The 26,603-nt window shown below is 73.3% G+C and carries 28 protein-coding genes; all 28 read right to left on the bottom strand.

From position 1 onward, the window contains the following. Positions 1-36: 36 nt before the first annotated feature. The 28 genes from AC3WUG_RS09135 to tuf all read right to left on the bottom strand — a co-directional run bounded on the left by AC3WUG_RS09135 (position 37) and on the right by tuf (position 26,530). Entirely contained in the window at positions 37-8,679 is an 8,643-nt protein-coding gene (locus tag AC3WUG_RS09135) for an SdrD B-like domain-containing protein (protein WP_492327370.1), read from the bottom strand. A gap of 333 nt (positions 8,680-9,012) precedes the next feature. Continuing rightward, positions 9,013-9,867, bottom strand: a complete 855-nt coding sequence (gene map, locus AC3WUG_RS09130; protein WP_492327369.1) for a type I methionyl aminopeptidase — start codon at positions 9,865-9,867, stop codon at positions 9,013-9,015. Positions 9,868-9,881: 14 nt separating this feature from the next. After that, a complete protein-coding gene (locus AC3WUG_RS09125) occupies positions 9,882-10,487 on the bottom strand; it encodes an adenylate kinase (protein WP_492327368.1) in 606 nt (201 codons plus the stop codon). Continuing rightward, positions 10,484-11,779 (bottom strand): preprotein translocase subunit SecY, encoded by a 1,296-nt coding sequence (secY, locus tag AC3WUG_RS09120; RefSeq protein ID WP_492327367.1) that lies wholly within the window; start codon positions 11,777-11,779, stop codon positions 10,484-10,486. The genes AC3WUG_RS09125 and secY overlap by 4 nt, the downstream gene beginning before the upstream one ends. A gap of 261 nt (positions 11,780-12,040) precedes the next feature. Next, positions 12,041-12,736, bottom strand: a complete 696-nt coding sequence (gene rplO, locus AC3WUG_RS09115) for a 50S ribosomal protein L15 (protein ID WP_147794348.1) — start codon at positions 12,734-12,736, stop codon at positions 12,041-12,043. Between the two features lie 2 nt (positions 12,737-12,738). Then, positions 12,739-12,921, bottom strand: a complete 183-nt coding sequence (gene rpmD / locus AC3WUG_RS09110) for a 50S ribosomal protein L30 (protein WP_146838591.1) — start codon at positions 12,919-12,921, stop codon at positions 12,739-12,741. Beyond that, on the bottom strand, positions 12,921-13,565 hold the full coding sequence (gene rpsE / locus AC3WUG_RS09105; RefSeq protein WP_324846242.1) for a 30S ribosomal protein S5: 645 nt from the start codon (positions 13,563-13,565) through the stop codon (positions 12,921-12,923). Before rpsE ends, rpmD begins: the two co-directional genes overlap by 1 nt. A 37-nt stretch (positions 13,566-13,602) precedes the next feature. Further along, positions 13,603-13,974 carry a 50S ribosomal protein L18 gene (rplR, locus tag AC3WUG_RS09100; RefSeq protein ID WP_147794350.1) on the bottom strand — a complete coding sequence of 124 codons (372 nt, stop codon included), beginning with the start codon at positions 13,972-13,974 and terminating at the stop codon, positions 13,603-13,605. 3 nt (positions 13,975-13,977) lie between these two features. Continuing rightward, a complete protein-coding gene (gene rplF / locus AC3WUG_RS09095) occupies positions 13,978-14,517 on the bottom strand; it encodes a 50S ribosomal protein L6 (RefSeq protein ID WP_147794351.1) in 540 nt (179 codons plus the stop codon). 25 nt (positions 14,518-14,542) lie between these two features. Beyond that, the gene (rpsH, locus tag AC3WUG_RS09090) at positions 14,543-14,941 is read right to left on the bottom strand and encodes a 30S ribosomal protein S8 (RefSeq protein WP_147794352.1); all 399 of its coding nucleotides are present in this window, start codon (positions 14,939-14,941) and stop codon (positions 14,543-14,545) included. A gap of 82 nt (positions 14,942-15,023) precedes the next feature. Continuing rightward, positions 15,024-15,209 (bottom strand): type Z 30S ribosomal protein S14, encoded by a 186-nt coding sequence (locus tag AC3WUG_RS09085; RefSeq protein WP_122147680.1) that lies wholly within the window; start codon positions 15,207-15,209, stop codon positions 15,024-15,026. A 1-nt stretch (position 15,210) separates the two neighbouring features. Further along, positions 15,211-15,792 (bottom strand): 50S ribosomal protein L5, encoded by a 582-nt coding sequence (gene rplE / locus AC3WUG_RS09080; RefSeq protein WP_147794353.1) that lies wholly within the window; start codon positions 15,790-15,792, stop codon positions 15,211-15,213. Further along, on the bottom strand, positions 15,792-16,139 hold the full coding sequence (gene rplX, locus AC3WUG_RS09075; protein ID WP_147794354.1) for a 50S ribosomal protein L24: 348 nt from the start codon (positions 16,137-16,139) through the stop codon (positions 15,792-15,794). Before rplX ends, rplE begins: the two co-directional genes overlap by 1 nt. 1 nt (position 16,140) lies before the next feature. Then, positions 16,141-16,509 carry a 50S ribosomal protein L14 gene (rplN, locus tag AC3WUG_RS09070; protein WP_146838605.1) on the bottom strand — a complete coding sequence of 123 codons (369 nt, stop codon included), beginning with the start codon at positions 16,507-16,509 and terminating at the stop codon, positions 16,141-16,143. Between the two features lie 79 nt (positions 16,510-16,588). Then, complete coding sequence (gene rpsQ, locus AC3WUG_RS09065) at positions 16,589-16,882, bottom strand: 30S ribosomal protein S17 (protein WP_492327366.1); 294 nt, start codon at positions 16,880-16,882, stop codon at positions 16,589-16,591. 7 nt (positions 16,883-16,889) lie between these two features. Next, positions 16,890-17,129 carry a 50S ribosomal protein L29 gene (gene rpmC / locus AC3WUG_RS09060; protein ID WP_109130752.1) on the bottom strand — a complete coding sequence of 80 codons (240 nt, stop codon included), beginning with the start codon at positions 17,127-17,129 and terminating at the stop codon, positions 16,890-16,892. Then, on the bottom strand, positions 17,129-17,545 hold the full coding sequence (gene rplP, locus AC3WUG_RS09055; protein ID WP_122147685.1) for a 50S ribosomal protein L16: 417 nt from the start codon (positions 17,543-17,545) through the stop codon (positions 17,129-17,131). The genes rpmC and rplP overlap by 1 nt, the downstream gene beginning before the upstream one ends. Before the next feature lie 3 nt (positions 17,546-17,548). Beyond that, positions 17,549-18,388 (bottom strand): 30S ribosomal protein S3, encoded by an 840-nt coding sequence (gene rpsC, locus AC3WUG_RS09050; RefSeq protein WP_147794356.1) that lies wholly within the window; start codon positions 18,386-18,388, stop codon positions 17,549-17,551. Between the two features lie 2 nt (positions 18,389-18,390). Next, entirely contained in the window at positions 18,391-18,756 is a 366-nt protein-coding gene (rplV, locus tag AC3WUG_RS09045; protein ID WP_147794357.1) for a 50S ribosomal protein L22, read from the bottom strand. A gap of 56 nt (positions 18,757-18,812) precedes the next feature. After that, a complete protein-coding gene (gene rpsS / locus AC3WUG_RS09040) occupies positions 18,813-19,094 on the bottom strand; it encodes a 30S ribosomal protein S19 (protein WP_146838615.1) in 282 nt (93 codons plus the stop codon). A 16-nt stretch (positions 19,095-19,110) separates the two neighbouring features. After that, positions 19,111-19,947: a 50S ribosomal protein L2 gene (rplB, locus tag AC3WUG_RS09035; RefSeq protein WP_147794359.1), complete on the bottom strand. Its 837-nt coding sequence runs from the start codon at positions 19,945-19,947 to the stop codon at positions 19,111-19,113. Positions 19,948-19,980: 33 nt separating this feature from the next. Continuing rightward, complete coding sequence (gene rplW / locus AC3WUG_RS09030) at positions 19,981-20,283, bottom strand: 50S ribosomal protein L23 (RefSeq protein WP_492327365.1); 303 nt, start codon at positions 20,281-20,283, stop codon at positions 19,981-19,983. Then, a complete protein-coding gene (gene rplD, locus AC3WUG_RS09025) occupies positions 20,280-20,972 on the bottom strand; it encodes a 50S ribosomal protein L4 (RefSeq protein ID WP_147796935.1) in 693 nt (230 codons plus the stop codon). Before rplD ends, rplW begins: the two co-directional genes overlap by 4 nt. Before the next feature lie 5 nt (positions 20,973-20,977). Beyond that, positions 20,978-21,637, bottom strand: coding sequence for a 50S ribosomal protein L3 (gene rplC / locus AC3WUG_RS09020; protein ID WP_147794361.1), 660 nt, complete (start codon positions 21,635-21,637; stop codon positions 20,978-20,980). 21 nt (positions 21,638-21,658) lie between these two features. Then, positions 21,659-21,967, bottom strand: a complete 309-nt coding sequence (gene rpsJ, locus AC3WUG_RS09015) for a 30S ribosomal protein S10 (protein ID WP_122147693.1) — start codon at positions 21,965-21,967, stop codon at positions 21,659-21,661. 348 nt (positions 21,968-22,315) lie between these two features. Continuing rightward, complete coding sequence (locus AC3WUG_RS09010; RefSeq protein ID WP_492327364.1) at positions 22,316-23,305, bottom strand: type IV toxin-antitoxin system AbiEi family antitoxin domain-containing protein; 990 nt, start codon at positions 23,303-23,305, stop codon at positions 22,316-22,318. A gap of 197 nt (positions 23,306-23,502) precedes the next feature. After that, positions 23,503-25,146: a methyl-accepting chemotaxis protein gene (locus AC3WUG_RS09005; protein ID WP_492327363.1), complete on the bottom strand. Its 1,644-nt coding sequence runs from the start codon at positions 25,144-25,146 to the stop codon at positions 23,503-23,505. Positions 25,147-25,339: 193 nt separating this feature from the next. After that, on the bottom strand, positions 25,340-26,530 hold the full coding sequence (gene tuf / locus AC3WUG_RS09000; RefSeq protein WP_492327362.1) for an elongation factor Tu: 1,191 nt from the start codon (positions 26,528-26,530) through the stop codon (positions 25,340-25,342). Positions 26,531-26,603: the final 73 nt, after the last annotated feature.

The following is a 26,603-nucleotide window of genomic DNA, read 5'->3' as shown; positions in this document are numbered from 1 at the left end:
TTCTTCCCGCGCGCCGCGGGCGCCTCTTTCCCCCCGTCAGGCCCGGTGCCGGCTCCGCCCCGGGCCGGTCCGCACCCCGCGCACCGGGCGCCGCCCCTGCGCGAGCGCGATCAGCGCCGCGCCCAGCGCGAGCAGCACGCCGGCGGCGACGAGCGGCCACGCGGCGTCCGAGCCGGTGGTCGCCAGGCCGCCGCCCGGCGCGGTGGCCGTCACGCCGCCGGGGCGCTCGACGGGCTCGCTCCACGCCACGTCCTCGGCGGCGAGCACCTCGAACCGGTAGCCCCGGCCGTCGACGTCCACGGTGGCCGTGTTGGTGACGTCGGCGCCCGCGGCGGTGAGGCCGGTGACGATCCGCACGGTGGCGGACTCCCCCGCCGGCAGCGAGCCGTCGTGGTCGCAGGTGACGACCCGGTCGACGGCGACGCAGGCGAACCCGGTGCCGGAGGCCGACCGGAAGGTCAGCGACCCCGGCAGGGCGTCGACGACGGTGAACCCGGCGTAGGCGTCCTGGGTGCCCGTGGACATCACCGTGACGTCCCAGGTGATGCTGTCCGCCGTCCGGGCGACGGGGACCTTGCGCAGCGCGAGCTGCACGTCGTCCGCGAGCACGAGGCCGAAGTCGAGCGTCGGGTCGGACTCGCCGCCGACCAGGACCTGCGAGGTCGCGGACCAGGTGGACGAGTCGAGCGCGCGGTCGGCGCCCGCGCCCGCGACGGTCGGCGCGTAGCCGCCCAGGGCGCCGGCCGAGGCGAGCCGGTCGATCCGCACGACGTACTCCCCCGGCAGCAGGCCGTCGAACGCGTACGTGCCGTCGGCGTCGGTGGTCTCCGGTCCCACGGCCGCGCCGGAGGCGTCGGTGACCGGGCGCCCGTCGGTGGTCCGCAGCTCGACGACGACGCCCGGCAGGCCGGGCTCGCCGGCGTCCTGCAGGCCGTCGAGGTCCTCGTCGAACCAGACGAGGTCGCCGACGGTCACGGGCCGCTCGACGAGGCCGGCGTCCCACGTGTCGTCCACGAACGCGGCGGTGAGGCCGTCCGCGGCGGTGGCGGGGCGCACGCCCGGGGTGCCCGGGCCCACCGTGATCGCCGGGGTGCGGGCGAGGCCGGGAGTGGTCTCCTCGACGTCCGAGTCGGCGTCGGCGCGCGGGGCGGCCGTGGCGCGCGGGGCCGTCCAGGTGTAGCGGGCGGCGTCGGACGCGCCGAGCTCGAGCTCGACGCGGTAGGTGCCCGGCTCGAGCAGGTCGAACCGCCACCGGCCGTCCGCGTCGGTCACCGTCCGGGCGACCCCGACGTCGGACGCGTCGAGCAGCCGGACGGCGACGCCCGGGAACGACGGCTCGCCGGCGTCCTGGACGCCGTCGCGGTCGGTGTCGAGCCACACCCGGTCACCCAGCGCCCACAGCGGGCGGAAGCCGAAGTCGAGGGTGTCGTCGGCCTCGCCGCCCACGAGCGGCGCCGCCGTGGACGCGGAGCCCGCGGACGAGTCGGTCGCGGGGTCGCCCGCCCCGGTGGCGGTCGGCAGGTACGGCGCGAGGGCCGCCGCGGAGGCGACCTCGTCGACCGTCACGGTGTAGGCGCCGGGCAGCAGGCCGGTGAAGGCGTACGCCCCGTCGGCGTCGGTGGTGGCCGGGCCGACGGCCGCGCCGGAGAGGTCGGTGACCGGGTCGCCGGCGGCGTCGGCCAGCGTGAGCACGACGCCGGGCAGCCCCGGCTCGCCGGCGTCCTGCAAGCCGTCGCCGTCGACGTCGACCCACACCCGGTCGCCGACGCGCACGGGCAGCTCGGCGAGGCCGGCGTCCTGGGTCGGGTCCGCGTAGTCGGCGTCGACGCCGGCCCAGACCGGGTCGCCGGCCAGGTCGGTCACGGCCGCGAGGGACGCCCCGGGCGCCAGGGTGAACGCCGCGGTCCGGCCGACGCGGGACGTCGACGCGAGCACGGAGGAGTCGCCGGCGGCGTCCCCCACGAGCGCGGACGTGAAGGTCCACCGCCCCGCGAGGGCGTCGGGCAGCTCGACCTCGACCCGGTAGGTGCCCGGGTCGAGCGCGTCGAAGACGTACGCGCCGTCCGCGCCGGTGGCGGTGGTGGCCAGGACGGCGTCGCCGGCGCCGAGCAGGCGCACCGTGGCGCCCTCGACGGCCGTCTCCCCCGGGCCCTGGCGGCCGTCGCGGTCGGCGTCGAACCACACGCGGTCGCCCACGGCCAGCGGCCGCCACTGCAGGCCCGCGTCGTGCGAGACGTCGACCTGGGTCGCGACGAGGTCGGGGTGGGCGTCCTGCCAGGCCTGCGGCATGGAGCCGACCGCGGTGGTCTCGCTGCCGCCGGCGCCGAGCACCACGCCCGCGTCGACGGCGGAGGCCGGCGCAGCCGGGTCGACGACGGCGTCGGAGTCGACGGTGTCGTCGGAGCCCGCGCCGACCCCGGTGTACCGGTACTGCGCGGCGAGGGCGCCGGGCAGCGTGTACGCGAGGTCGTAGGTGCCGGCGGGCAGGCCGTCGACCAGCCAGTCGCCGTCCGCGTCGGTCTCCGCGGAGGCGACGTACGTCGTGCTCCCACCGGAGACGGCGAGCACGTCGACGGTCACGCCGGGCACGCCGGGCTCGGCCGCGGTGTCGTCGGACTGCCGGCCGTCGCGGTCGGCGTCGAGCCACACCCGGTCGCCGACGGCGACCAGCGGGTCGGCGCCGGCGGCCGCGCGGGCGAACCGGGCTCCGGCCTTGAGCGGCACGGAGGTGACGTCGGACGGCCGCCCTGCGGTGTCGTCGGCCGGCACGCGGAACGCGAAGGAGCTCCAGGTGTCGGCGGCGGCGGTCGCCCCGGACAGCGGGGTGCGCATCGCCCACTGGACCCGGACGGACTCGCCGGAGGAGAACCGGTCGGCGGAGGCGAAGCTCACGACGAACTTCAGGCCGGTCACGCGCGCCGCCTGCGCGGCCGGCACCCGCTGGCCGGGGGTCAGCGCGGTGGTCGACCAGGTCGACGGCACCGGGTCGAACGCGGCGCTGGGGGCCAGGCCGCCCTGCCGGTAGTCGGCCGTGGTGGTGAAGACCGCGACGGTGGCGCCGGCCGGGAGGCCCGCGGCGGGCACCAGGGTCGGCACGACGCCGTCCCACACCGGCCGCCACTGGCTGCCGCGGCTGCCGGAGGCGGTGCCGTCCATGGCCGGGTAGTCGCCCGTGGTCGGCAGCATGGAGATCATCTCGAGCCGGTCGGTCGAGATGGTGGCGCGGCTGGTGACCTGCACCTGCCACTGCGTGGTGGAGCCGGCGGTGGTCACGACGGAGCACGGGAACCGGTACCAGTCGCGGTCGTCGGCCCCGGCGCCCCGCGGGGCGCAGTCGGCGGACTGGCCGGCGCGCGCCGGGGTGGTGCGGACGGCGCCCTGGGTGCCGGCGGCGTCGCGGACCCACTCCTCGGAGACGTAGACGTTCGCCCCGCCGATGGTGAGGGCGCCGGCGCGGGCGAGGCAGGACGCGGTGGCCGCGTCGTAGCTGCCCGGCGCGCAGGCGGTGCCGCCGTCGTTCCCGGTGGGCGCGGCCTGCACGGGGCGGGTCGCGGAGGCGGCGGTGGCCGTGTTGACGATGGACGTCGTCGACAGGTCGGTCGCGATGCGCAGCCAGACCAGCACCTCGACGCCCGCGCCGGCCACGAGCCGGCTGTCGGCCGGGAACGTCACGGTCAGCACGCCGTCGCGCTCGGCGACCTCGGGGTCGCCGAGCGGGCTGGCGCCGCCGCCGGCGGCCTGGACGACCACCGGGGCCTGACCCTCGGGCGCGGCGCCGTACACCAGCGAGCCGTCCTCGGGCAGCCGGTCGGTGACGACCAGGCCGGTGAGGTCGGCGGCGTTCGTGCCGCTCGCGGTGTTGGTGACGGCGATCCGGTACCGCACGAAGTCGCCCGGCGCGCGGGACGCGGCGTCGAGCTCGGCCTTCTGCACCCGGATCGTGGCGGCGCCCGCGTGCACGGTGGTGCCGACGGGGCCGGCGGTCTGCGCCTGCGAGCCGAGGTCGGCGCGCAGGGCCTGGGCGGTGACGGAGTTGCTGATCGCGCCCCGGGCGCTCTCGCCCGGGTTCGCGGTCAGCTCGGTCCGGCCCTGGTACCGCCAGCCGTCCGCACCGACGGCGCTGGGCAGGCCGCCGGTGCGGAGCTCGTCGCGGAGCGTGCCGGCGAGCACGACGCGGCCGTAGCCCTGGCCGGGCGCGGGGATGGTCGAGCCGTCGGTGTCGAGGAACCGCACGCGGACGCCGATGACGTCCGCCGCCCGGACGCCGTGCTGCGGCGCGAGGGCGGCGAGGTCGAACGTCCCCGTCGGCACCACGGCGCCCCAGGCCTGCCAGTCCGGCGTGCCGGCGTAGCCGCCGTCGTCGGCGACGTCGAGGTCGGCGCCGGCGACGAGGACCTCGAGCTCGGCGCGCTCGACGCCGGACGGCACGGACTGCACGGCGACCGTCTGGAGACCGACCGCGTTGAAGAACCGCGCGTCGGCGTCGGTGAGCAGGAGCTGGTCGGCCGGGGTGAGGCCGAAGTTCTGCACGGACAGCGTGCTGGTGACCGCGGGCGCGGCAGCGTCGCGCTGCACGTCGACGGGCGAGACCGTCACCGTCGGGAACGCCTCGAGCTGGGCGCCCCGGAGGCTGACGGCGTCGCGGGCGGTGCCGTCGGCGGTGCCCGGGGTGCAGGTGGGGGTGCGGGACATCCCGCGGGTCTCGTCCGCGCAGACGCGCGCGTCGGTGACCCGGGCCTCGGCGACGTTGGCGACCTCGACCCCGTCGTCGCCCACGCCGGCCTCGGGGGCCTCGCCCGTCACGCGGTTGTGCGCCAGCAGGCGGGTGCCGAGCACCAGGCGGGCCTGGTTCGTCCAGGCGATGCGGCCGGTGTACCGGACCTGCACGCCCACGACGTCGGCCAGGGCGGCCTCGTCCTCGTCGAGCAGCTCGGCGCGCGGGACGGTCCGGTGGCTGACGCCGCCGTCGGCGGCCCGCTCGTAGACGACGACCTCGACCGCGGAGGCGCCCGGCAGGCCGGACGCGTCGGTGAGCTCGCGCACGTCGGTGACCGCGAAGGCCGCGAACGGCGCGTCGGCGTCGATCGACGTGGCGGTGTCGATGCCCCGCGGCTCGGTCAGGACGAGCTCGTCGACCCGGGTCCCGGAGGCGCTGGCGGCGGTCGCGGTCAGGGTGGCGGTGGGCCACGCGGAGGCGGGCGCGGTGGCCGGGTCGACGGGCAGCGCGAGGTCGTGCAGGTTGCTGCTGCCGGTCAGCGGGCTGCCGTTGGCGTCCCGGAGCCAGGTCTTCGTGGCGGTGGCGCCGAGCGACGCGGGCTGGACGGTCACGGTGCGCTCGCCGACCGGGTTCACCGGGCCGCCGAGGTCGACGGCCGAGCCGTCGGACGACGCGGTCCCGGTCACGGCGCCGGAGTTCTCGACCGCGCCGGGGGCGGAGCCGGTGTAGGTGTACGCGTCGTTGACCGGCTCACCCGTCGCGCGGGAGGTGTCTCGCAGCGCGAACGTGAGCGCGACCTTGCGCGCGGGGGCGTCGGTCGTCGCGACCGCCCCGGTGGTCAGCGTGCCGAGCAGGCCGCGGCGCCAGTCGGAGGCGGCGAGCGCCTGGCGCTCGGAGTCCGGGCGCGCGGCGTACACGAGCTGCACGCCGCCGATGCGGGCCCGCAGGCTGGCCGACTGCACGGCCACGCCCGGGAACGCGCCGGCGTACGGGAACGCGCCCTGCGCGGCGGCGCCGCCGAACGCGACGTCGGAGCGGGCCGCGGCCGGGTTGGTCCGGTCGGCCCAGGCCGAGCCGGTCCAGACGCGGGTCGCCAGCGACTCCCAGCGGCCGTCCACGACGTCGAAGACCCGCACGTCGGTGACCCGGTCGAAGACGAGGTACGGGTCGTAGACGCCCGAGGCGGCCGCGCCCGAGGTGATCGGCTGGACGCCGGACAGGTCGAACGTGTCGTAGAAGCTCCCGGCCGGCCCGGTCGCCGGGTCCGGCTGCGCCCCCGTGACGCCGTTCGCGTCGGTGACCGTCACGCTCGACAGGTCCTCGCCGCCGGTGCCCCAGGTGAGCGTCGCGGTGGTCGCGTCGCCGTTGCCCTCGGTCCGGTCGCGGTTGTCCATCGTCTTGACCAGCGCCGGGTAGCCGCCCGTGCCGGTGCCGCCGAGCATCTGCACCGTGTCGGAGACGCGGCGGACCGCGCTGGTGACGACGAAGCCCTCGATGGCCGCGGACGAGGTGATCTGGGCGACGTTGGTGCGGTCGGTGCCGTCCGCCCAGGTGCCGGCGGTGACGCCGGACCGGAGCGCGAAGGTGATGCGGACGCGCGCGCGGTCGCCGTTGGCGAACGTCCCGCCCCCGGGGCGCGTGACGACGACGCGCACGCCGCGCCAGGCGGAGGTGTCCCCGAGCGCGGCGGTGGAGCCGGTGTGGTCGACCCACTGCGGGTCGGTCGCGGTGTAGTACTGCAGCTGCGCGGACCCGCCCGCGGGCACGGTGGCGTCGACCGAGGTGGGCGCGAACGCGGTCCACCACGCGGCGCCGGTGGTCCCGCCGGTGGCGGCGGTGCGCGACGCGGCGCTGTCCTCGAGGGTCAGCGTGTCGGGCAGGTGCCCGCTCCCCCCGCTGAGCGGCCGGGCGGTCGCCTCCAGCACGGCGTTGACCGTCGCGCCCGCGGTGCGGGTCACGTACGGCTCGGCGACGTACTTGGCGCCCGCGACGTCCACGGTCGGGACGGCGACGGACACGGTGGCCGCGGTGACGGGTCGGTTGCCGCTCGCCGGGGTGCGCGGCGTGACGGCGGAGGTGTCGGTGCCGAGCCGGGTGGTGGCGACGGTGTGCACGGCGTACGTCGCGGCGGTGCTCGACGTCGCGGTGCGCGCGAGGTACGGCAGGGTGACCGAGGCGCCCATCGGCACCGCGGAGCCGGTGCCGTGCACCGTCGCGCGGAACCCGGTGACCTCGGACCAGGACGCGAGGCCGAACGCCGCCGGGTCGGTCGGGACGGCGGGCGCCGTCGCGTCGAGGTCGACGGTGCGCTCGGTCCCGCCGGCGAGCACGGTCAGCTCGAGGCGCGCCGGACCGGTGAGGCCCTGCACCGCGACGCCGGAGCCGTCCGCGCTGTCGGTGCGGCCGGCGGCGGTGCCGCGCGCGGCGCCGAAGCCGGCGAAGGCGAGGCCGGCACCGAGCGGGTTGGCCAGGGCCGGGAGGTCCGGGTCGAGGGCCGCGTTCGTGGCGGACACCTGCGCGGCGGTGGCCGGGACCTCGACGACGAGGGCGTCCACGGCGCGGCGCGACCAGTTGGTGCCCGCCGCGGTGCCGCGCACGAAGCCGCCGCCGTACACCGGCGTGCTCAGGCCGACGAGCGCGGTCGCGGAGCCCGCGTACGCGCGCGGGTCGGAGATGCGGAAGCCCCGGGTGTCGGTGGTGGTCGCGGAGGTGGTTGCGCCGCGCACGGCCCGGGCGGTGGCGGTGCCCGTCACGGTCAGCGTGTTCATGTCCGACGCGGCGGAGAAGGTCGCGGCGCCCGCGGTGACGTAGTCGGCCTTGGCCCCCGTCCGCGCGACCGGCGTCGCGTCCTGGCTGAGGTGCTCGCGCACGTCGACGCGCAGGGTGGCGGGCGACCCGGGGGCGACGAGGCCCCCGGTCGCCGCGGCGAACACGACCTCCAGGCCGGTGAGGCGGGACCGCGTGGTGGCGTCGAGGCCGGCGAGCAGGTCCGCCGCGGCGTCCGCGCCGGTGGCGGTGCCGATCGCGACCCGCACGGGGGCGCCCGAGCCGGTCCAGGTCCACCCGGCGACGGTGGCGGTCGCGGCGCCGGCCGGCCAGGTCGTGATCGCCAGGCCGGTCAGGTCGGTGAGCATCCCGGCGGTGCCGGCCGCCGGCGCGGTCGCGGGGTTGCTGCCGCCCCAGGTGAGCGTGAGGCGCTCCGCCGGGTCGCCGGTCAGCGTGCCGGTGACGGCCGCGGAGTTCGTCGGGGTGTCCGCGCCGTCCTCGACGCCGGACAGCCAGCCCTCGCGGGACCACGCGACCTGCGTGCTGGTGGCGAGGTTCACCGGGAAGTCGCCGGTGATCCGGACCCGGCCCTTCGCGCCGACGCCGCCCGTGGCCGTCGGCGTGGCCGTGATCGTCCCGGTCTGCGTGCCGCCCCCGTTCGGCGTGACCAGCCGGGTCGACAGGCGCAGGTCCCCGCTGACGCCCGACTGCAGGCCGGTGAGGCCGTCCGAGGTGGTGCTCGTGAACCGCACGGAAAAGGCGGCCGCGGTGGTGTGGTCCGCGGTCGGGGTGCCGCCGACGGCGTCGGCCCAGTACTGCACGGTCGCGCCCAGGCCGGAGACGTCGAGCGCCTGGGTCAGCCGGAGGGCGTCGAGCGTCACATCCATCGTCGCGTGCTCGCAGGACGACTCGTCGCCGGCGCACCGGTAGCCCAGGGTGCTGCTGACGGTGCCCGCCGCGGGGGCCGCGGTGTACGCCGCGTCGAACCCGTACCCGGGGTCGGCGGGCGGCGCCGCCTGCGCGGTCGCGCCGGAGGTCACCGAGAAGCCGGTGACGGTGAGCACCGGGTCGGCGGCGGCGACGGCCGCGGGGGCGCCGGTGGCCACGAGGAGGGGGGCGAGCAGCGCGCCGACGACCGCGAGCACGGCGGGTCGGCGGAGGCGGAGGCGGAGGCGGAGGCGGGACGGTGCGGGCATGCGGGGTTTCCCGGGGGCAGGCGCGGGCGTGCGGCGACCGGGCGTCGCACGGAGGGGGACGCCCTACCTTCGGCCGACCCCTGACCCGTCATGAGTCCGCTATGGGGTGAAAGCACCCCTCTGACCTGGTCTGTCCGCTTTCGAGTGGGGTGGTAGCACCCGCCGGAGGGACCGGATTCACCCGCACGGGTCGCCCGGCGCCTCGGCCGGGTGACGGGTCCCGGCGGCCCGGCCAGCGCCGGCCGTCGCCCCGCCGTCGCCCCGCCCGGGGACGCCGAGACCCACCGTCCCCGGAGCGGGGAGGTGGGTCTCGGTCGGGGTGCCGCGGCCGGGTCAGCCCAGCGGGGCGACGGTCACGCCGCGCGCCGCGAGCTCCGCCGCGCCGCCGTCGACGGCCGTCAGCACCCAGAGGCCGCCGTCGTGCAGGGCGACCGAGTGCTCCCAGTGCGCCGCGCGGGCGCCGTCGGCCGTGACGACCGTCCAGTCGTCGTCGAGCACCTCGGTGGCGTGCCCGCCCCGGGTGATCATCGGCTCGACCGCCAGGCACATGCCGGCGCGCAGCTTCGGGCCGCGGTCGCGGGCCCGGTAGTTCAGCACGTCCGGCGGCTGGTGCATCGCGGACCCGATGCCGTGCCCGACGTAGTCCTGGACGATGCCGAACGGCACGCCGCCGTTGACCGCCGGGTCGGCCGCCGCGACGGCGTCCTCGACCGCGTCGCCCACGACCGCGAGCCGGTCGGCGAGGCCGCCGCCCTCGCCGGCGAGCGCGGCGATGCCGTCCCACATGCAGCGCTCGGTCAGGTCCGCCAGCGCCTGGTCGGCGGGGTCGGCCTCCGGCAGCACCAGGGTGAGCGCGGAGTCGCCGTGCCAGCCCTCGACGATCGCGCCGCAGTCGATGGACACCACGTCGCCCGGCTGCAGCACGCGGCCCGACGGGATGCCGTGCACGACCTCGTCGTTCACCGACACGCAGATGGTCGCCGGGTAGTCGTAGTACCCGAGGAACGACGGCAGCGCGCCGGCGTCCGCGATCACCGCGGCGGCGACGGCGTCCAGGTCGGCGGTCGTGGCACCCGGCACCGCGGCCGCGCGGGCCGCCGCCAGGGCGTCCGCGACCACGAGCCCGGCGCGCCGCATGAGCAGCACCTGGTCGGGCGTCTTGAGCTCGATCTTCTCGCGTCCGAACACGACTCCCCCGCCGGTCAGCCGACCTGCGAGGCGAGGGCCGCGAGCAGCCGCTCGGTGACCTCGTCGACCTCGCCGATGCCGTCCACGCGGACCAGCAGGTCGCGCTCGGCGTACAGGCCCGACACGGGGGCGGTCTGCTCGGCGTAGACGTCGAGGCGGCGGCGGATCACCGGCTCGGTGTCGTCCGCGCGGCCCTCGATCTCGGCGCGCTTGAGCAGCCGCTCCACGACCACGTCGGAGTCCGCGGTGATCTCGAGCGCGGCGTCCAGCGCCCGGCCGTCGGCCTCGAGGATCCCGTCCAGCTCCCCGACCTGCGCCGTGTTGCGCGGGTAGCCGTCGAGCAGGAAGCCCTGCGCGGCGTCCGGCTGCGCGAGCCGGTCGCGCACCATCGCGTTGGTGACCTCGTCGGGGACGAGCTCGCCGCGCGCGGTGTACTCCTGCGCGGTGCGGCCGAGCTCGGTGCCGCCCTTGATGTTGGCGCGGAAGATGTCGCCGGTCGAGATCGCCGGGACGCCGAGGCGCTCGGCCAGGCGCGCGGCCTGGGTGCCCTTGCCGGCCCCGGGGGGACCGAGCAGGACGAGACGGGCGGTGGAGCCGGAGGCTGCCGGAGCGGAGCTCATCGGAGGAACCCTTCGTAGTGGCGCTGCTCGAGCTGCGACTGGATCTGCTTCACCGTCTCGAGGCCGACGCCCACGACGATGAGGATCGACGAGCCGCCGAACGGGATGTTCGTGCCGACGCCCAGGACGATGAACGCGATCGTCGGGATCAGCGCGACCAGCGCGAGGTACAGGGACCCGGGCGCCGTGATGCGGGTGATCACGTAGTCCAGGTACTCGGCCGTGGGACGGCCGGCGCGGATGCCGGGGATGAACCCGCCGTACCGCTTCATGTTGTCCGCGACCTCGTCCGGGTTGAACGTGATCGCCGTGTAGAAGTAGCAGAAGAAGATGATCAGCAGGACGTACAGCGCGATGTGCAGCGGCGCGTCCGTGGCGGCGAGGTTGTTCGCGACCCACTGCTTCCAGCCGGCGGTCTGGTCGCCGAAGCCGGCGAGCAGGGCGGGGACCTGGAGCAGGGACGACGCGAAGATCACCGGGATGACGCCGGCCATGTTGATCTTGATCGGGATGTACGTCGAGGACCCGCCGTAGGTGCGGCGCCCGACCATGCGCTTGGCGTACTGCACCGGGATGCGGCGCTGGGACTGCTCGACGAAGACGACCAGCGCGATGACCAGGACGATGATCGCCATGATCACCAGGAACGCGCCGATGCCGCCGGAGCCGCCCGCGATCGACCACATGGCGCCCGGGAAGGACGCGGCGATCGAGGTGAAGATCAGCAGGGACATGCCGTTGCCGACGCCGCGCTCGGTGATGAGCTCGCCCAGCCACATGATGAGGCCGGTGCCGGCGGTCATCGTGATGATCATGAGCAGCGTCGTCACGATGCTGTCGTCCGGGATCACGTCGACGGAGCAGCCCTGGAAGAGCTGGCCGTTGCGCGCCGTGATGATGACCGTCGTCGACTGCAGGACCGCCAGGCCGATCGTCAGGTACCGCGTGTACTGCGTGAGCTTCGCGGTGCCGGACTGGCCCTCCTTGTGCAGGGCCTCGAACCGCGGGATCACCACGCGCAGCAGCTGGATGATGATGCTCGCGGTGATGTACGGCATGATCCCGAGCGCGAACACCGACAGCTGCAGCAGCGCACCGCCGCTGAACAGGTTCACCAGGCCGAGCAGCGTGTTCGACTCGCCCTGGTCGATGCAGATCTGCACGTTCGGGTAGGACACGCCCGGCGTCGGCAGGAACGAGCCGATGCGGAAGATCACCATGATGCCGATGGTGAACAGCAGCTTGCGCCGCAGGTCGGGTGTCCGGAACGCCCGCACGAATGCGCTGAGCACGTGTCCTCCTGCTCCGCCGAAGCGGGATGTCGTCGAGGCGGCCGGCGCGCCGCGCGCCGGTCCGTCGTCGGGTCGGGCGCGCCACGGCGCCCGGCACCCTGCCGAACCCTAACGGACTTCCGTCCCTGGGTGGGCATCGCCCCACGGCCGTGCGGCCGTGGTGGCGGCGGGGTCGGCGGGCCGCGGCGGGCCCGGTCCCCCGGGGAAAGCCGAACGGGGCCGGCGGGGCGTGGAGCCCTCGCCGACCCCGTTCGTCAGGGATCAGTCCTGCGCGACGCTGCCGCCGGCGGCCAGGATCTTCTCCTTGGCCGAGCCGGAGTACGCGTCGACGGCCACGGCCACCTTCACCGTGAGCTCGCCGGTGCCGAGCACCTTGACGGGCTGGCCCTTGCGGACCGCGCCCTTCGCGACCAGGTCCGCGACCGTGACGTCGCCGCCGTCGGGGTACAGCGCCGACAGCTTGTCCAGGTTCACGACCTGGTACTCGACCCGGAACGGGTTCTTGAAGCCGCGGAGCTTGGGCAGCCGCATGTGCAGCGGCATCTGCCCGCCCTCGAAGCGCTCCGGCACCTGGTACCGGGCCTTGGTGCCCTTGGTACCGCGACCGGCGGTCTTGCCCTTGGACGCCTCACCACGACCCACGCGGGTCTTGGCGGTCTTGGCACCCGGGGCCGGACGCAGGTGGTGCACCTTGAGCGTGCCGCCGGCACCCTCGGTCGCCTGCGCCTCGGCCTTGGGGGCCTTGGCGGCGGCGGCCTTCGGGGCCTTCGCCTTCGCCGCCGGCTTCTCCTCGGCAGCCGCCTCGGCCTCGGCCTTCGCCTTGGTCGTGCGGGCCGGGGCCTTGCGGGCCGGCTTCTCGGCGGCGGACGACTCGGTCGCCGTCGCCTTCTTGGCGCGCGTGGCCTTCGGAGCCGCGGCAGCGGTCTCCTCGACCTTCTCGGTCTCCTTCTCCGCCATCGTCACTCCACCTCCTCGACCGCGACCAGGTGCGTCACCGTCTTGACCATGCCGCGGATCTCAGGACGGTCCTCCTTGACGACGACGTCGCCGATCCGCTTGAGGCCCAGGGTGCGCAGCGTGTCGCGCTGGTTCTGCTTGCCGCCGATGGCGGACTTGGTCTGGGTCACCTTCAGGCGAGCCATCAGGCACCCACCTTCTCCGTCTTCGCGGCACGACCCGCGGCCTGGGCCTTGAGCAGCGACGCCGGGGCGACGTGCTCGAGCGGCAGACCACGGCGCGCGGCGACGGCGGCCGGCTCCTCGAGACCCTTCAGCGCGGCGACCGTGGCGTGCACGATGTTGATCGCGTTGGAGGAGCCGAGGGACTTCGACAGGATGTCGTGGACGCCGGCGCACTCCAGCACCGCGCGCACCGGACCACCGGCGATCACGCCGGTACCCGGGGACGCGGGACGCAGGAAGACGACACCGGCGGCGGCCTCACCCTGGATGGGGTGGGTGATGGTGCCCTGGATGCGGGGGACGCGGAAGAAGTTCTTCTTCGCCTCCTCGACACCCTTGGCGATCGCCGCGGGCACCTCCTTGGCCTTGCCGTAGCCGACACCGACCGTGCCGTCGCCGTCGCCGACGACGACCAGGGCGGTGAAGCTGAAGCGACGGCCACCCTTGACGACCTTGGCGACGCGGTTGATGGAGACGACGCGCTCGAGGAACGCGCTCTTCTCGGCGGCGTCGCCCCGGCGGCCGTCACGGCGACCGCCGTCGCGGCGGTCACCGCCGCCCTGACCCTGGGGAGCGCCCGTGTTGCTGCGCTGAGGAGCAGCCATCAGTGGATCCTCTTCTTCGATGCGGGAATGGTCGTCGTCACAGCGCCAGACCGCCCTCGCGGGCGGCGTCGGCCACTGCGGCCACACGCCCGTGGTACTTGTTGCCGCCGCGGTCGAAGACCACCGCGTCGATGCCGGCCGCCTTGGCGCGCTCGGCGATCAGCTCGCCGACGCGACGGGCCTTGGCCGTCTTGTCGCCCTCGGCGGCACGCAGGTCCACCTCGAGGGTCGAGGCGGAGACCAGGGTGCGGCCCACGGCGTCGTCGACGACCTGCGCGACGAGGTTGCGGTTCGACCGGGTGACGACCAGGCGCGGACGCGCGGCGGTGCCGGCGACCTTCTTGCGCAGCCGGAGGTGGCGGCGCCGACGGGCCTTGAACTTGCCCTTACCGATGATGGTGATCGCCATGGCTCACTTACCAGCCTTTCCGACCTTGCGGCGGACGTTCTCGCCCGCGTAGCGCACGCCCTTGCCCTTGTACGGCTCGGGCTTGCGGATCTTGCGGATGTTCGCGGCGACCTCGCCCACCTGCTGCTTGTCGATGCCCGAGACCGAGAACTTGGTCGGGGACTCGACGGCGAAGGTGATGCCGGCGGGCGGCGTCACGGACACCGGGTGGCTGAAGCCGAGCGCGAACTCGAGCGCGTCACCCTTGGCCGACACGCGGTAACCGGTGCCGACGATCTCCAGCTTCTTCTCGTAGCCGGCGGTGACGCCGGTGACGAGGTTCGCCAGGAGGGTGCGCGTGAGGCCGTGCAGCGACCGCGAGAGGCGCTCGTCGTTCGGACGGGTGACCACGAGGGCCCCCTCGTCGTCGCGGGCGACCTCGATGGGCGACGCGACCGTGTGCGTGAGGGTGCCCTTGGGGCCCTTCACCGTCACGACGGCGCCGTTGATGGAAACATCCACGCCGGCCGGGACCGAAACGGGGATTCTGCCGATACGAGACATTGGCTAGCTCCTTTCCGTCTCGGACTTACCAGACGTAGGCGAGGACTTCCCCACCCACGCCCTTCTTGGCGGCCTGCTTGTCCGTCAGGAGACCGGAGGACGTGGACAGGATCGCCACGCCCAGGCCACCGAGGACCTTCGGCAGGTTGGTCGACTTCGCGTACACCCGGAGGCCGGGCTTCGACACGCGCTTGATGCCGGCGAGCGCACGCTCGCGGCTCGGGCCGTACTTCAGCTCGACCACGAGGTTCTTGCCCACGCGGGCGTCCTCGGTGGTCCAGCCGGAGATGTAGCCCTCGGCCTGCAGGATCTCCGCGATGTGCGACTTCAGCTTCGAGTACGGGATGGTCACCGTGTCGTGGTGCGCCGAGTTCGCGTTGCGCAGACGCGTCAGGAAGTCTGCGATCGGGTCGGTCATCGTCATGGGGGCTATCGCCCTTCCTCGCCGTGGTTTCCGCGGCGGCCGCCCGTGGGGGCGGCGCGCCGCGGACCTGCGACGTCGTTGTTTACCAGCTGCTCTTGGTCACACCGGGGAGCTGGCCCGCGTGGGCCATCTCGCGCACGCAGATCCGGCACAGGCCGAACTTGCGGTACACGGAGTGCGGACGCCCGCAGCGCTGGCACCGGGTGTAGGCCCGCACGGCGAACTTCTGCTTGCCCGCGGCCTTGTTGATCAGGGCGGTCTTCGCCATGTCAGTTCTCCTCCTTGAACGGGAAGCCCAGGTGCTTGAGCAGCGCCCGGCCCTCCGCGTCCGTGGTCGCGGTCGTGACCACCGTGATGTCCATGCCCCGGACCCGGTCGATCTTGTCCTGGTCGATCTCGTGGAACATCGACTGCTCGGTCAGACCGAAGGTGTAGTTGCCGTGGCCGTCGAACTGCTTCGGCGACAGCCCGCGGAAGTCGCGGATGCGCGGCAGCGCGGTCGACAGCAGGCGGTCCAGGAACTCCCAGGCACGGTCGCCGCGCAGCGTGACGTGCGCGCCGATCGGCATGCCCTCGCGCAGCTTGAACTGCGCGATGGACTTGCGGGCCTTGGTGACCTGCGGCTTCTGACCCGTGATCTGCTGGAGGTCGCGGATGGCGCCCTCGATCAGCTTCGAGTCCTTGGCCGCGTCGCCGACACCCATGTTCACGACGACCTTCACCAGGCGCGCGACCTGGTTCACGTTCTCGTGGGAGAACTCCTCGCGGAGCGCCGTGCGGATGGCGTCGTTGTACCGGACCTTCAGGCGCGGGACCGGGTAGGCGCGCGTCGTCTCGTCGGTGGCGGTCATCAGATGTCCTTACCGGAGCGCTTGGCGACGCGGACCCGAACGGTGCGGGTCCGGCCGTCGCGCTCGACCTGCTCGGTGCGGTAGCCGACCCGGGTACCACGCTTGGTCTCGGGGTCGACCAGCATCACGTTGCTGATGTGGATGGGGGCCTCGACCGTCTCGATGCCACCGGTGCGGGAGCCGCGCTGGCTCTGGCCGACCTTGGTGTGCTTCGTGATGCGGTGGATGCCCTCGACGAGCACGCGGTCGCGGTCGGTGAGGACCTCGAGGACGCGCCCCTGCTTGCCCCGGTCCTTGCGGGAACCGGAGATGACGACCACGAGGTCGCCCTTCTTGATCTTCGCCATGTCAGAGCACCTCCGGCGCCAGCGAGATGATCTTCATGAACTTCTTGTCGCGCAGCTCGCGGCCCACCGGGCCGAAGATGCGCGTACCACGGGGCTCACCGTCGTTCTTGAGGATCACCGCGGCGTTCTCGTCGAACTTGATGTACGAGCCGTCCACGCGCCGGCGCTCCTTGCGGGTGCGCACGACGACCGCCTTGACGACGTCGCCCTTCTTGACGTTGCCGCCCGGGATCGCGTCCTTGACGGTGGCGACGATCACGTCACCGATACCGGCGTAGCGACGGCCCGAACCACCGAGAACGCGGATGCAGAGGATCTCCTTCGCACCCGTGTTGTCGGCGACCCGAAGTCGCGACTCCTGCTGAATCATCTATCGAACTCCTGTCGTCTGCCGGTTCTCGCACACGGCGAGCCTGGCCGAACGGATAGTGGACAAGAAGGCGCGAGCCTTACTTCGCCTTCTCGAGGATCTCCACCAGACGCCACCGCTTGGTGGCGGAGAGCGGGCGGGTCTCCATGATGAGGACCAGGTCACCGACGCCGGCCGAGCTGGCCTCGTCGTGCGCCTTGACCTTGCTGGTCCGCCGGATGACCTTGCCGTAGAGCGGGTGCTTGACCCGGTCCTCGACCTCGACCACGACGGTCTTGTCCATCTTGTCGCTGACCACGTAACCGCGCCGCGTCTTGCGGTAGGGACGCTGGGTCCCCGTGGCGGTGGTGGCCTCGTTGGTGTTCTCGCTCATCGAGTCCTCACTCGCTCGCGCTGGGCGCGGTCCGGATGCCGAGCTCGCGCTCGCGCAGGATCGTGTAGATCCGGGCGATGTCGCGACGCACGGCCTTGAGGCGGCCGTGGCTCTCGAGCTGACCGGTGGCCGACTGGAAGCGCAGGTTGAACAGCTCCTCCTTGGCCTTCTTCAGCTCGGCCACGAGGCGCTCGTCGTCGAAGGCGTCCAGCTCGGTGGGAGCCAGGTCCTTGGTGCCGATAGCCATCAGTTACCACCCTCGCGAACCACGAAACGGGTCTTCATCGGGAGCTTGTGCTGCGCGCGGCGCATGGCCTCGCGAGCCAGCGGCTCCGGGACGCCGGCGAGCTCGAACATCACTCGGCCGGGCTTGACGTTGGCGATCCACCACTCCGGCGAACCCTTACCGGAACCCATGCGGGTCTCGGCGGGCTTCTTGGTGAGCGGACGGTCCGGGTAGATGTTGATCCAGACCTTGCCGCCACGCTTGATGTGGCGGGTCATCGCGATACGAGCAGCCTCGATCTGGCGGTTCGTGACGTAGGCCGGCTCCAGAGCCTGGATGCCGAACTCGCCGAACGAGATCGCGGTGCCACCGGTCGCGGCGCCGGAGCGCCCCGGGTGGTGCTGCTTGCGGTGCTTCAGCCTGCGCGGGATCAGCACGGCTCAGGCCTCCGTTCCGGTCTCAGGAGCGGTCGTCGCCTCGGCGGCCGGAGCAGCGGTGGCCTCGGCCGCGGGGGCCTCGGTCCGCTCGTTCCGGCGGCCGCCGCCGCGCGGGCCACGGTCGCCGCCGCGGTCGCCACGGTCCCCACGGGGGCCGCGGGACTGACGCGGGGCCTGCGTGGCCTGCTCGCGGGCGAAGTCGCGCTCGGTCATGTCGCCCTTGTAGACCCAGACCTTCACGCCGATGCGGCCGAAGGTCGTGCGGGCCTCGAAGAAGCCGTAGTCGATGTTCGCGCGGAGCGTGTGCAGCGGCACCCGACCCTCGCGGTAGAACTCCGTGCGGCTCATCTCCGCGCCGCCGAGGCGGCCGGAGACCTGCACGCGGATGCCCTTGGCGCCGGCGCGCTGCGCGGACTGCATGCCCTTGCGCATCGCACGACGGAAGGACACGCGGCTCGCCAGCTGCTCGGCGATGCCCTGCGCGACCAGCTGCGCCTCGATCTCGGCGTTCTTGACCTCGAGGATGTTGAGCTGCACCTGCTTGCCGGTGAGCTTCTCGAGCTCACCGCGGATGCGGTCCGCCTCGGCGCCGCGGCGGCCGATGACGATGCCCGGGCGCGCGGTGTGGATGTCGACGCGGACGCGGTCACGCGTGCGCTCGATCTCCACCTTCGCGATGCCCGCGCGCTCCAGACCCGTGCTCATGAGCTTGCGGATCTGCACGTCCTCGCGGACGTAGTCGCGGTACCGCTGACCCGGCTTGGTCGAGTCGGCGAACCACCGCGAGCGGTGATCGGTCGTGATGCCCAGGCGGTACCCGAGCGGGTTGACCTTCTGTCCCACTGTCAGGCCCTTCCCTTCGTCTCACGCTCGGCGACGACCACGGTGATGTGGCTCGTGCGCTTGAGGATCTGGCTCGCGCGGCCCTGCGCCCGGGGGCGGAACCGCTTCAGCGTCGGACCCTCGTCCACGAACGCCTCGGCCACGTAGAGGTTGCCCTCGTCGAAGCGCTCACCGGCACGCTTGGCGCCCTCGCGGGCGTTCGCGATCGCGGACTCGACGACCTTGAGGACCGTCTCCCCCGCGGCCTGCGGCGCGAACTTCAGCGTCGACACGGCCTCGCCGGCCTGCTTGCCACGGATGAGGTCCACGACGCGCCGGGCCTTCTGGGGCGTGACGCGGACGAACCGCGCCTTCGCCTTGGCTTCCATTGCTGTCCTGCCTTCTTGTCTCTGCCGTCAGGGCAGTCGCAGCGCTGACCCGGGGGTCAGCGGCGACGGCCCTTCCGGTCGTCCTTCTCGTGGCCGCGGAACGTGCGCGTCGGGGCGAACTCGCCGAGCTTGTGCCCGACCATCGACTCCGTCACGAACACCGGCGTGTGCTTGCGGCCGTCGTGCACCGCGAACGTGTGGCCCAGGAAGTCCGGGGTGATCATCGAACGACGCGACCACGTCTTGATGACGTTCTTGGTGCCGGCGGCGTTCTGCGCGTCGACCTTCTTCTGCAGGTGCCCGTCGACGAAGGGCCCCTTCTTCAGGCTGCGAGGCATGTCTCCCGGCTCCCTATCAGCGCTTCTTGCCGGTGCGGCGGCGACGGACGATGAGCTTGTCGCTCGGCTTGTTCGGACGACGCGTGCGGCCCTCCGGCTGGCCCCACGGGCTCACCGGGTGACGACCACCGGACGTCTTGCCCTCACCACCACCGTGCGGGTGGTCGATCGGGTTCATCGCGACACCGCGGACCGAGGGCCGCTTGCCCTTCCAGCGCATGCGGCCGGCCTTGCCCCAGTTGATGTTCGACTGCTCGGCGTTGCCGACCTCGCCGACCGTGGCGCGGCAGCGCAGGTCGACGTTGCGGATCTCGCCCGACGGCATGCGGAGCTGCGCGTACGGCCCGTCCTTCGCGACCAGCTGCACCGAGGCACCCGCGGAGCGGGCGATCTTGGCGCCGCCACCCGGCTTGAGCTCGATGGCGTGGATCGTGGTACCGGTCGGGATGTTGCGCAGCGGCAGGTTGTTGCCGGGCTTGATGTCGGCACCGGCGCCGTTCTCGACGACGTCGCCCTGCTTCAGCTTGTTCGGCGCGATGATGTAGCGCTTCTCGCCGTCCGCGTAGTGCAGCAGCGCGATGCGCGCGGTGCGGTTCGGGTCGTACTCGATGTGCGCGACCTTGGCCGGCACGCCGTCCTTGTCGTGACGACGGAAGTCGATCACGCGGTAGGCGCGCTTGTGGCCACCACCCTGGTGCCGCATGGTGACGCGGCCGGTCGAGTTGCGACCACCGGTCTTGTGCAGCGGGCGGACCAGAGACTTCTCCGGCGTGGAGCGCGTGATCTCGACGAAGTCGGCGACGCTCGCGCCGCGGCGCCCCGGCGTCGTCGGCTTGTACTTACGGATTCCCATGGGGATCTGTCCTCAATCTGCTCTCGGGCCCGGTCAGCCGACCGGTCCGCCGAAGATGTCGATCGTGCCCTCGCGGAGGGTGACGATCGCGCGCTTCGTGTCCTTGCGCTTGCCGGTGCCGGAACGGGTCCGCCGCGTCTTGCCCTTGCGGTTGATCGTGTTCACGGAGTCGACCTTGACCGAGAAGACCTGCTCGACGGCGATCTTGATCTCGGTCTTGTTCGCGCGCGGGTCGACGATGAAGGTGTACTTGCCCTCGTCGAGCAGCCCGTAGCTCTTCTCGGAGACGACCGGCGCGATCAGGATGTCGCGGGGGTCCTTGGCGACGGCGGTCACTTGGCGTCCTCCTCGGCCTCGGACGACGTCGCGACGGCGGTCGCGCCGCGGCCCTTGACGGGACCGGCGAGGAACGTGTCGAGCGCGCCCTGGGTGAACACGACGTCGTCGGAGACGAGCACGTCGTAGGTGTTGAGCTGGTCGGCGACGAGCAGGTGGACCCGCTCGACGTTCCGCAGCGACTTCCAGGCCAGCTCGTCCGCGCGCTCCACGACCACGAGGACGTGCTTGCGGCCGGACAGCGTGTCCAGGACCTGCAGCGCGGCCTTGGTCGACGGCGCCTCGTTGACACCGAAGCCGGTGACGACGTGGACGCGGCCGGCGCGGGCGCGGTCCGAGAGAGCACCGCGGAGCGCCGCGGCCTTCATCTTCTTCGGGGTCCGCTGGGAGTAGTCGCGCGGGGTCGGGCCGTGGACGGTGCCACCGCCGGCGAACTGCGGCGCACGGGTCGAACCCTGGCGGGCGCGGCCGGTGCCCTTCTGCTTGTACGGCTTCTTGCCACCACCGCGGACCTCGCCGCGGGTCTTGGTGTCGTGGGTGCCCTGGCGCGCGGCGGCGAGCTGGGCGACGACCACCTGGTGGATCAGCGGGACGTTCGTCTGCGCGTCGAACACCTCACCGGGCAGGTCGGCCGTGCCGGCCTTCTTGCCCTGGGCGTCGAGCACGTCGACGGTCAGCGTCTCGGACATGAGGTTCATGCCCCCTTCACGGCGGTACGCACGACGACGACGCCCCGCTTCGGGCCCGGAACCGCGCCCTTGAGCAGCAGCAGACCCTTCTCGGCGTCGACCGCGTGGACGGTCAGGTTCTGGGTGGTCTGGCGGGCGTGGCCCATGCGACCGGCCATGCGCAGGCCCTTGAACACGCGCGACGGCGTCGAGGCGCCACCGATCGAGCCCGGCTTGCGGTGGTTGCGGTGCGCACCGTGCGAGGCGCCCACGCCGGAGAACCCGTGGCGCTTCATGACACCGGCGGTGCCCTTGCCCTTGGTGGTGCCGATGACGTCGACCAGCGCGCCGGCCGCGAAGGCCTCCGCGGTGATCTCCTGGCCGAGCGTGTACTCGGCGGCGTCCGGCGTCCGGATCTCGGCCACGTGCCGGCGGGGGGTGACCCCGGCCTTCTCGAAGTGGCCCTTCAGCGGCTTCGTGACCTTGCGCGGGTCCACCTGGCCGTAGGCCAGCTGCACCGCGGCGTAGCCGTCGGCCTCAGCGGAGCGCACCTGGGTCACGACGTTGGTGCCGACCGAGACGACCGTGACGGGGACGAGACGACCGTTGTCGTCCCAGACCTGCGTCATGCCGAGCTTCGTGCCGAGCACCGCCGTGACGGGGCGCGCGTTCTGCTGGGTAACCATGAAATCAGTTCCTTCCCAGCGTCAGAGCTTGATCTCGATGTTCACGTCCGCGGGCAGGTCGAGACGCATGAGCGAGTCGACCGCCTTCGGCGTGGGATCGATGATGTCGATGAGCCGCTTGTGCGTGCGCATCTCGAAGTGCTCGCGGCTGTCCTTGTACTTGTGGGGCGACCGGATGACGACGAAGACGTTCTTCTCCGTCGGGAGCGGCACCGGGCCCACGACCGTCGCACCAGCGCGGCTCACCGTGTCGACGATCTTGCGCGCCGAGCTGTCGATGACCTCGTGGTCGTAGGACTTGAGCCGGATGCGGATCTTCTGTCCCGCCATGGCGTCGTCTGCTTCTCTCTCTCGAACTACTGGAGTCCGACCCCCGCGCTCGGGCGTGTCGCTTTTCGCGACGTTCCTCAGCGCCGGTCCCGTCCGGGTGCGCAGGGCGCGCGCCGGCCGGGACGAGGTCGTTCGTTTGGTGATGAGTCCGACGCCGGGTGACCCCGGGCTGTGAGCTGGACTCGCACGCGTCCCGTGCCCGCTCGTCGGGGCATCCGAGCGCACGCGCGCAGACACCCCCGTCGTCGGGCAACTTGTCTAGTGTGCCAGCCGGGACCCGAAAGGTCCAACCGGACCTGCGTCACACCCGCGTGATCACGCGCCGGGCCCGGCGCGAGGGCGAGTCGCCTACGCGTTCCGGCCCAGCCTACGACCACCGCCGTGGGTCGCACGGGAAGGCGTAGGCCGTACTCCAGCGGCCAGGAGGCGCGACGCGAGCACTCCCGGGGTCCAGAGGTCCGTCCAGGTCCAGCGGACCACGCGCACGCCCCGGGAGCGCAGCCGGTCCTCGCGGCGCTTCTCCGCCCACAACCGCTCCTCGACCGCCCGACGGTCCGGGACGCCGTCCGTGCGGTACTTCTTCCGCCCGTCGAACTCGCCGGCGACGCGCGCGGCGTGCCACCAGAAGTCGACCCGGGCGATGACCGACGACCCCTCGGCGAGCGGCACCTGGAGCGCGGGCGGCTCGAGCCCGTCCAGGTGGATCCGCACACGGCTGACCGACTCCCCCACCGACTCCGCGGCGCCGTCGCCGAGCGCGACGGCGAGAGCCGCCCGGCGCGAGCCGGGACTCCCGGCGCAGGTGGCCAGGGCGGCGAGGAGGTCCTCGCGCGTGGCGAGACCCGTGCGCAGAGCACCGTCGACGACCGGCACGGCCTGCAGCGCGTCGCGTGCCCGGGCGAGGGAGACGAGGGTCTCGGCGGGGGCGGTCGTCCGCAGCCCGCGCCGGGACGCGACCGGCACGTCCGCGGGAGCCGCGTGCCGCACGAGCCCCGCTCGTCTGCCCGTGCCGCGGTGCGCGCCGGTGGGGGTGACCGGGCCGAGGACGTGCACGGCGTCCGGCTCGCCGACGAGCGGGAGCCCCCACAGCACCGCGGCCGACTCGTGCGAGAACACCGGGTGCTCGAGCTGGCGGCCGACGGCCCGCACGAGCAGCAGGTGCCGGCCCTCCGGACCGGCGCGGTCCCAGTCGGTCGCCCGCACGTAGACGCCGGTGCGCGGGCGGACGAGCCGTCCTGCCCGGACCGCGCGCCGCAGCGCGCCGTCGTCCACCCCGGCACGGGCCACGTCCCGGGCGAGGAAGGCGCCGACGGGCAAGAGGGTCAGCGGGTCGTCCATGGGGCCATCCCAGGCGCTGCCGACCGCGCGCACCGCGCCCCTCGGGGTCCCTCTGGGGACGACGCGCGGCCGCGCCCCTGTGGATCGCTCGGCGCCCGCGCGGTGCCGCGTGCACCGGGCCTACGGCTTCCGGCCCTGGCCCCTCCCATCGGGGTGGGCCGGGCCGGAGAACGTGGGTCTCGCACCAGCCCCCCGGGTCAGAGGCGGAAGCGGGTGACCGTCGTCGTCAGGGTGGTTGCCAGGGTCGACAGGTGCTCGGCCTGGGTGCGGGTCGCCTCGCCGCTGCCGGACGTCACCGCGGCCTGGGCCTCGACGTCGTCGATGCCCGCGGCGATCTGGGTGGCGCCGGCCGCGGTCTGCGCGATGCTCCGGCTGATCTCGGTCGTCGTGGCGTTCTGCTCCTCGACGGCGCTGGCGATCGTGGCCTGGTAGTCGTTGATCCGCGCGATGACCTCCGCGATCCCCGCGATCGCGCCGGCCGCCTCGGTGCTGTCCTCCTGGATCGCGCGCACCCGGGTCGCGATGTCCTCGGTGGCGCGCGCGGTCTCCTGGGCGAGCTCCTTGACCTCGGACGCCACGACCGCGAACCCCTTGCCGGCCTCGCCCGCACGGGCGGCCTCGATGGTGGCGTTCAGGGCGAGCAGGTTGGTCTGCTCGGCGATCGTGGTGATGACCTTGACGACGTTGCCGATCTCCGCGGACGACTCCCCGAGCTTGCCGACGGTCGCGTTCGTCTGCTCGGCGGACGCCACGGCCTGGTTCGCCACGCGCGCGGCCTCCTGCGCGGACTGCGAGATCTCCCGGATCGCGGCGCCCATCTGCTCGGCGCCGGTGGCGACGGTGAGGACGTTCGCCGAGACGTCCTTCGCCGCGACCCCGAGCGCGCGGGTCTGGTCGGTGGTGGCCTCGGAGGTGCCGGCGATCTCGTGCGCCCGGTCGAGCAGCGCGGCCGAGCCCCGGTCGAGGGCGGCCGAGCTCTCGGCGAGCGTGTGCACGGTCTCGCGGAGGCTCACCGCGGCGCGGGCGGCGGCGCGGCCCATCTGGCCGATCTCGTCAGAGCCGTCGGGCACGGGGCGCTCGGTCAGGTCGCCCTCGGCCAGCGCCTCGAGCACGTCCCGGACCTGGGCGACCCGACGGGCGGTGCTGCGGCCGACCAGCAGCGCGACGACGACGGCACCGGCCACGCCGGCGAGCAGGAGCACGATCACGAGCACCCGCGACTCCGCGGCCTGGGTGTGCGCGGCGGTGGACGCCTCGGTGGTCAGCGCGACCTCGTAGTCGCCGAGGGCGTCGGCAGTCTCGGCGAGCGACGCCTCGGCCGCGTTGAAGGTCGCCACGAGCTGGTCGACGGTCGGCGAGGTGTACCCGGCCGGCGCCGGCTGCCCGAGGACCTCGGTGTTGAACAGGTCGAGGTACCCCGTCCACGCGGCCTCGAAGGCGTCGACGTTCTGCTGCCAGGCCGGGTCGGCGTCCGGCACCGCGGTGTACCGGGCCAGCGCCTCGGTCACGCCGGCCTCGGCGTCGAGCGTCTGCTGCAGCGCCTCGTCGGAGCCGAGCGTCTCCCCCGGCGTGGTGTACCGGATGGTGCCCTTGTAGGTCGCGGCGAGGTCCTGCTGGATCCCGACCAGGGCGTCGAGGCGCTGGACGTTCTCCGCCTGGATCCGCTGCACCTGGTCGTCGAGGGACCCGAGCCGGGCGACCGCGAGCAGGCCGGTGCCCAGGGCGACGACGGCCATGATCGCGACGGACAGCAGGATCTTCGCCGCGATGCCGCCGGCGGCGCGGCGGGCGGCGCCGTCGGATGCGGACGGGCGGGACGACGGGCGGGCGGGCGCGCTCACGGGACGGTGCTCCTCGACGGTTGGCTGCACGGGGCAGCCTTCCCATCGTCGCGATCCCGACCGTGCTGACGGTTTCTCCCGGACTGGTTGAACCGTCACCGACACACGCGCCGCCCCCCGGACACGCAGAAGGGCCCGGGTGCCGAAGCACCCGGGCCCTCCCGGTCAAGCGGTGTCCCCCGGAGGGGTCAGATCACTTGATGATCTTGGTGACGCGGCCCGAGCCGACGGTGCGGCCACCCTCGCGGATGGCGAAGCCGAGGCCCTCCTCCATCGCGATGGGCTGGATCAGCGTCACGGAGATCTCCGTGTTGTCGCCGGGCATGACCATCTCGGTGCCCTCGGGCAGCGTGATGACGCCGGTGACGTCCGTGGTCCGGAAGTAGAACTGCGGACGGTAGTTCGAGTAGAACGGGTTGTGACGCCCGCCCTCGTCCTTGGCCAGGATGTAGACCTGGCCCTCGAACTCGGTGTGCGGCGTGATCGAGCCCGGCTTCACGACGACCTGGCCGCGCTCGACGTCCTCACGCTTGGTGCCACGGAGCAGGAGGCCGCAGTTCTCGCCGGCCCACGCCTCGTCCATCTGCTTGTGGAACATCTCGATACCGGTGACCGTGGTCTTCTGCGCCGGGCGGATGCCGACGATCTCGACCTCGGAGTTGATCGCGAGCTTGCCGCGGTCGACCTTGCCGGTGACGACGGTGCCACGACCGGTGATCGTGAAGACGTCCTCGATCGGCATGAGGAACGGCTTGTCCATGTCACGCACCGGCTCCGGCACGGACTCGTCCACGGCGTCCAGCAGGTCCTCGACGGACTTGACCCACTCGGGGTCGCCCTCGAGGGCCTTCAGGCCGGAGACGCGGATGACGGGCGCGTTGTCGCCGTCGAAGCCCTGCGACGACAGCAGCTCGCGGACCTCCATCTCGACGAGCTCGAGGATCTCCTCGTCGTCGACCATGTCGGACTTGTTGAGCGCCACGAGCAGGTAGGGCACGCCGACCTGACGGGCGAGCAGGACGTGCTCGCGCGTCTGGGCCATCGGGCCGTCGGTGGCGGCGACCACGAGGATGGCGCCGTCCATCTGCGCCGCACCCGTGATCATGTTCTTGATGTAGTCGGCGTGACCCGGCGCGTCGACGTGAGCGTAGTGACGCTTCTCCGTCTGGTACTCGACGTGCGCGATGTTGATCGTGATGCCGCGCTGCTTCTCCTCGGGCGCCTTGTCGATCTCGTCGAACGGCGTGAAGGGGTTCAGCTCCGGGTACTTGTCGTGCAGCACCTTCGAGATGGCAGCGGTCAGCGTCGTCTTGCCGTGGTCGACGTGACCGATGGTCCCGATGTTGACGTGCGGCTTGGTCCGCTCGAACTTCGCCTTGCCCACTGGGTCCTCCTCAGGACTCTGGTGTAGAGATTGCCGAACGATGCGGGGGGCCGTGCGGCCCCCCGCGGACGTG

Source organism: Cellulomonas sp. EB106-03-03-XG116, from assembly GCF_058792015.1.
Note: the sequence above shows the minus strand (reverse complement) of the source record. Positions and strands in the feature narration are given on the sequence as shown.

Coding starts and splice junctions, on each gene's coding strand:
- rplR (WP_147794350.1), bottom strand. CDS start 13,974: ATGGCGATCACCATCATCGGTAAGGGCAAGTTCAAGGCCCGTCGGCGC.
- rplX (WP_147794354.1), bottom strand. CDS start 16,139: ATGGCGAAGATCAAGAAGGGCGACCTCGTGGTCGTCATCTCCGGTTCC.
- rplV (WP_147794357.1), bottom strand. CDS start 18,756: ATGGAAGCCAAGGCGAAGGCGCGGTTCGTCCGCGTCACGCCCCAGAAG.
- AC3WUG_RS09010 (WP_492327364.1), bottom strand. CDS start 23,305: ATGGACGACCCGCTGACCCTCTTGCCCGTCGGCGCCTTCCTCGCCCGG.
- AC3WUG_RS09135 (WP_492327370.1), bottom strand. CDS start 8,679: ATGCCCGCACCGTCCCGCCTCCGCCTCCGCCTCCGCCTCCGCCGACCC.
- rpsQ (WP_492327366.1), bottom strand. CDS start 16,882: ATGAGCGAGAACACCAACGAGGCCACCACCGCCACGGGGACCCAGCGT.
- rplB (WP_147794359.1), bottom strand. CDS start 19,947: ATGGGAATCCGTAAGTACAAGCCGACGACGCCGGGGCGCCGCGGCGCG.
- rplO (WP_147794348.1), bottom strand. CDS start 12,736: ATGGCGGAGAAGGAGACCGAGAAGGTCGAGGAGACCGCTGCCGCGGCT.
- rplF (WP_147794351.1), bottom strand. CDS start 14,517: ATGTCTCGTATCGGCAGAATCCCCGTTTCGGTCCCGGCCGGCGTGGAT.
- rpmD (WP_146838591.1), bottom strand. CDS start 12,921: ATGGCTCGCCTGAAGGTGACCCAGACCAAGTCCGCCATCGGCGGCAAG.
- AC3WUG_RS09125 (WP_492327368.1), bottom strand. CDS start 10,487: ATGAGCTCCGCTCCGGCAGCCTCCGGCTCCACCGCCCGTCTCGTCCTG.
- rpmC (WP_109130752.1), bottom strand. CDS start 17,129: ATGGCTATCGGCACCAAGGACCTGGCTCCCACCGAGCTGGACGCCTTC.
- rplE (WP_147794353.1), bottom strand. CDS start 15,792: ATGACCGCCACCGACGAGACGACGCGCGCCTACCCGGTCCCGCGCCTG.
- rplC (WP_147794361.1), bottom strand. CDS start 21,637: ATGGTTACCCAGCAGAACGCGCGCCCCGTCACGGCGGTGCTCGGCACG.
- rpsE (WP_324846242.1), bottom strand. CDS start 13,565: ATGGCTGCTCCTCAGCGCAGCAACACGGGCGCTCCCCAGGGTCAGGGC.
- rpsJ (WP_122147693.1), bottom strand. CDS start 21,967: ATGGCGGGACAGAAGATCCGCATCCGGCTCAAGTCCTACGACCACGAG.
- rpsH (WP_147794352.1), bottom strand. CDS start 14,941: ATGACGATGACCGACCCGATCGCAGACTTCCTGACGCGTCTGCGCAAC.
- rplN (WP_146838605.1), bottom strand. CDS start 16,509: ATGATTCAGCAGGAGTCGCGACTTCGGGTCGCCGACAACACGGGTGCG.
- rpsS (WP_146838615.1), bottom strand. CDS start 19,094: ATGCCTCGCAGCCTGAAGAAGGGGCCCTTCGTCGACGGGCACCTGCAG.
- AC3WUG_RS09085 (WP_122147680.1), bottom strand. CDS start 15,209: ATGGCGAAGACCGCCCTGATCAACAAGGCCGCGGGCAAGCAGAAGTTC.
- rplD (WP_147796935.1), bottom strand. CDS start 20,972: ATGTCCGAGACGCTGACCGTCGACGTGCTCGACGCCCAGGGCAAGAAG.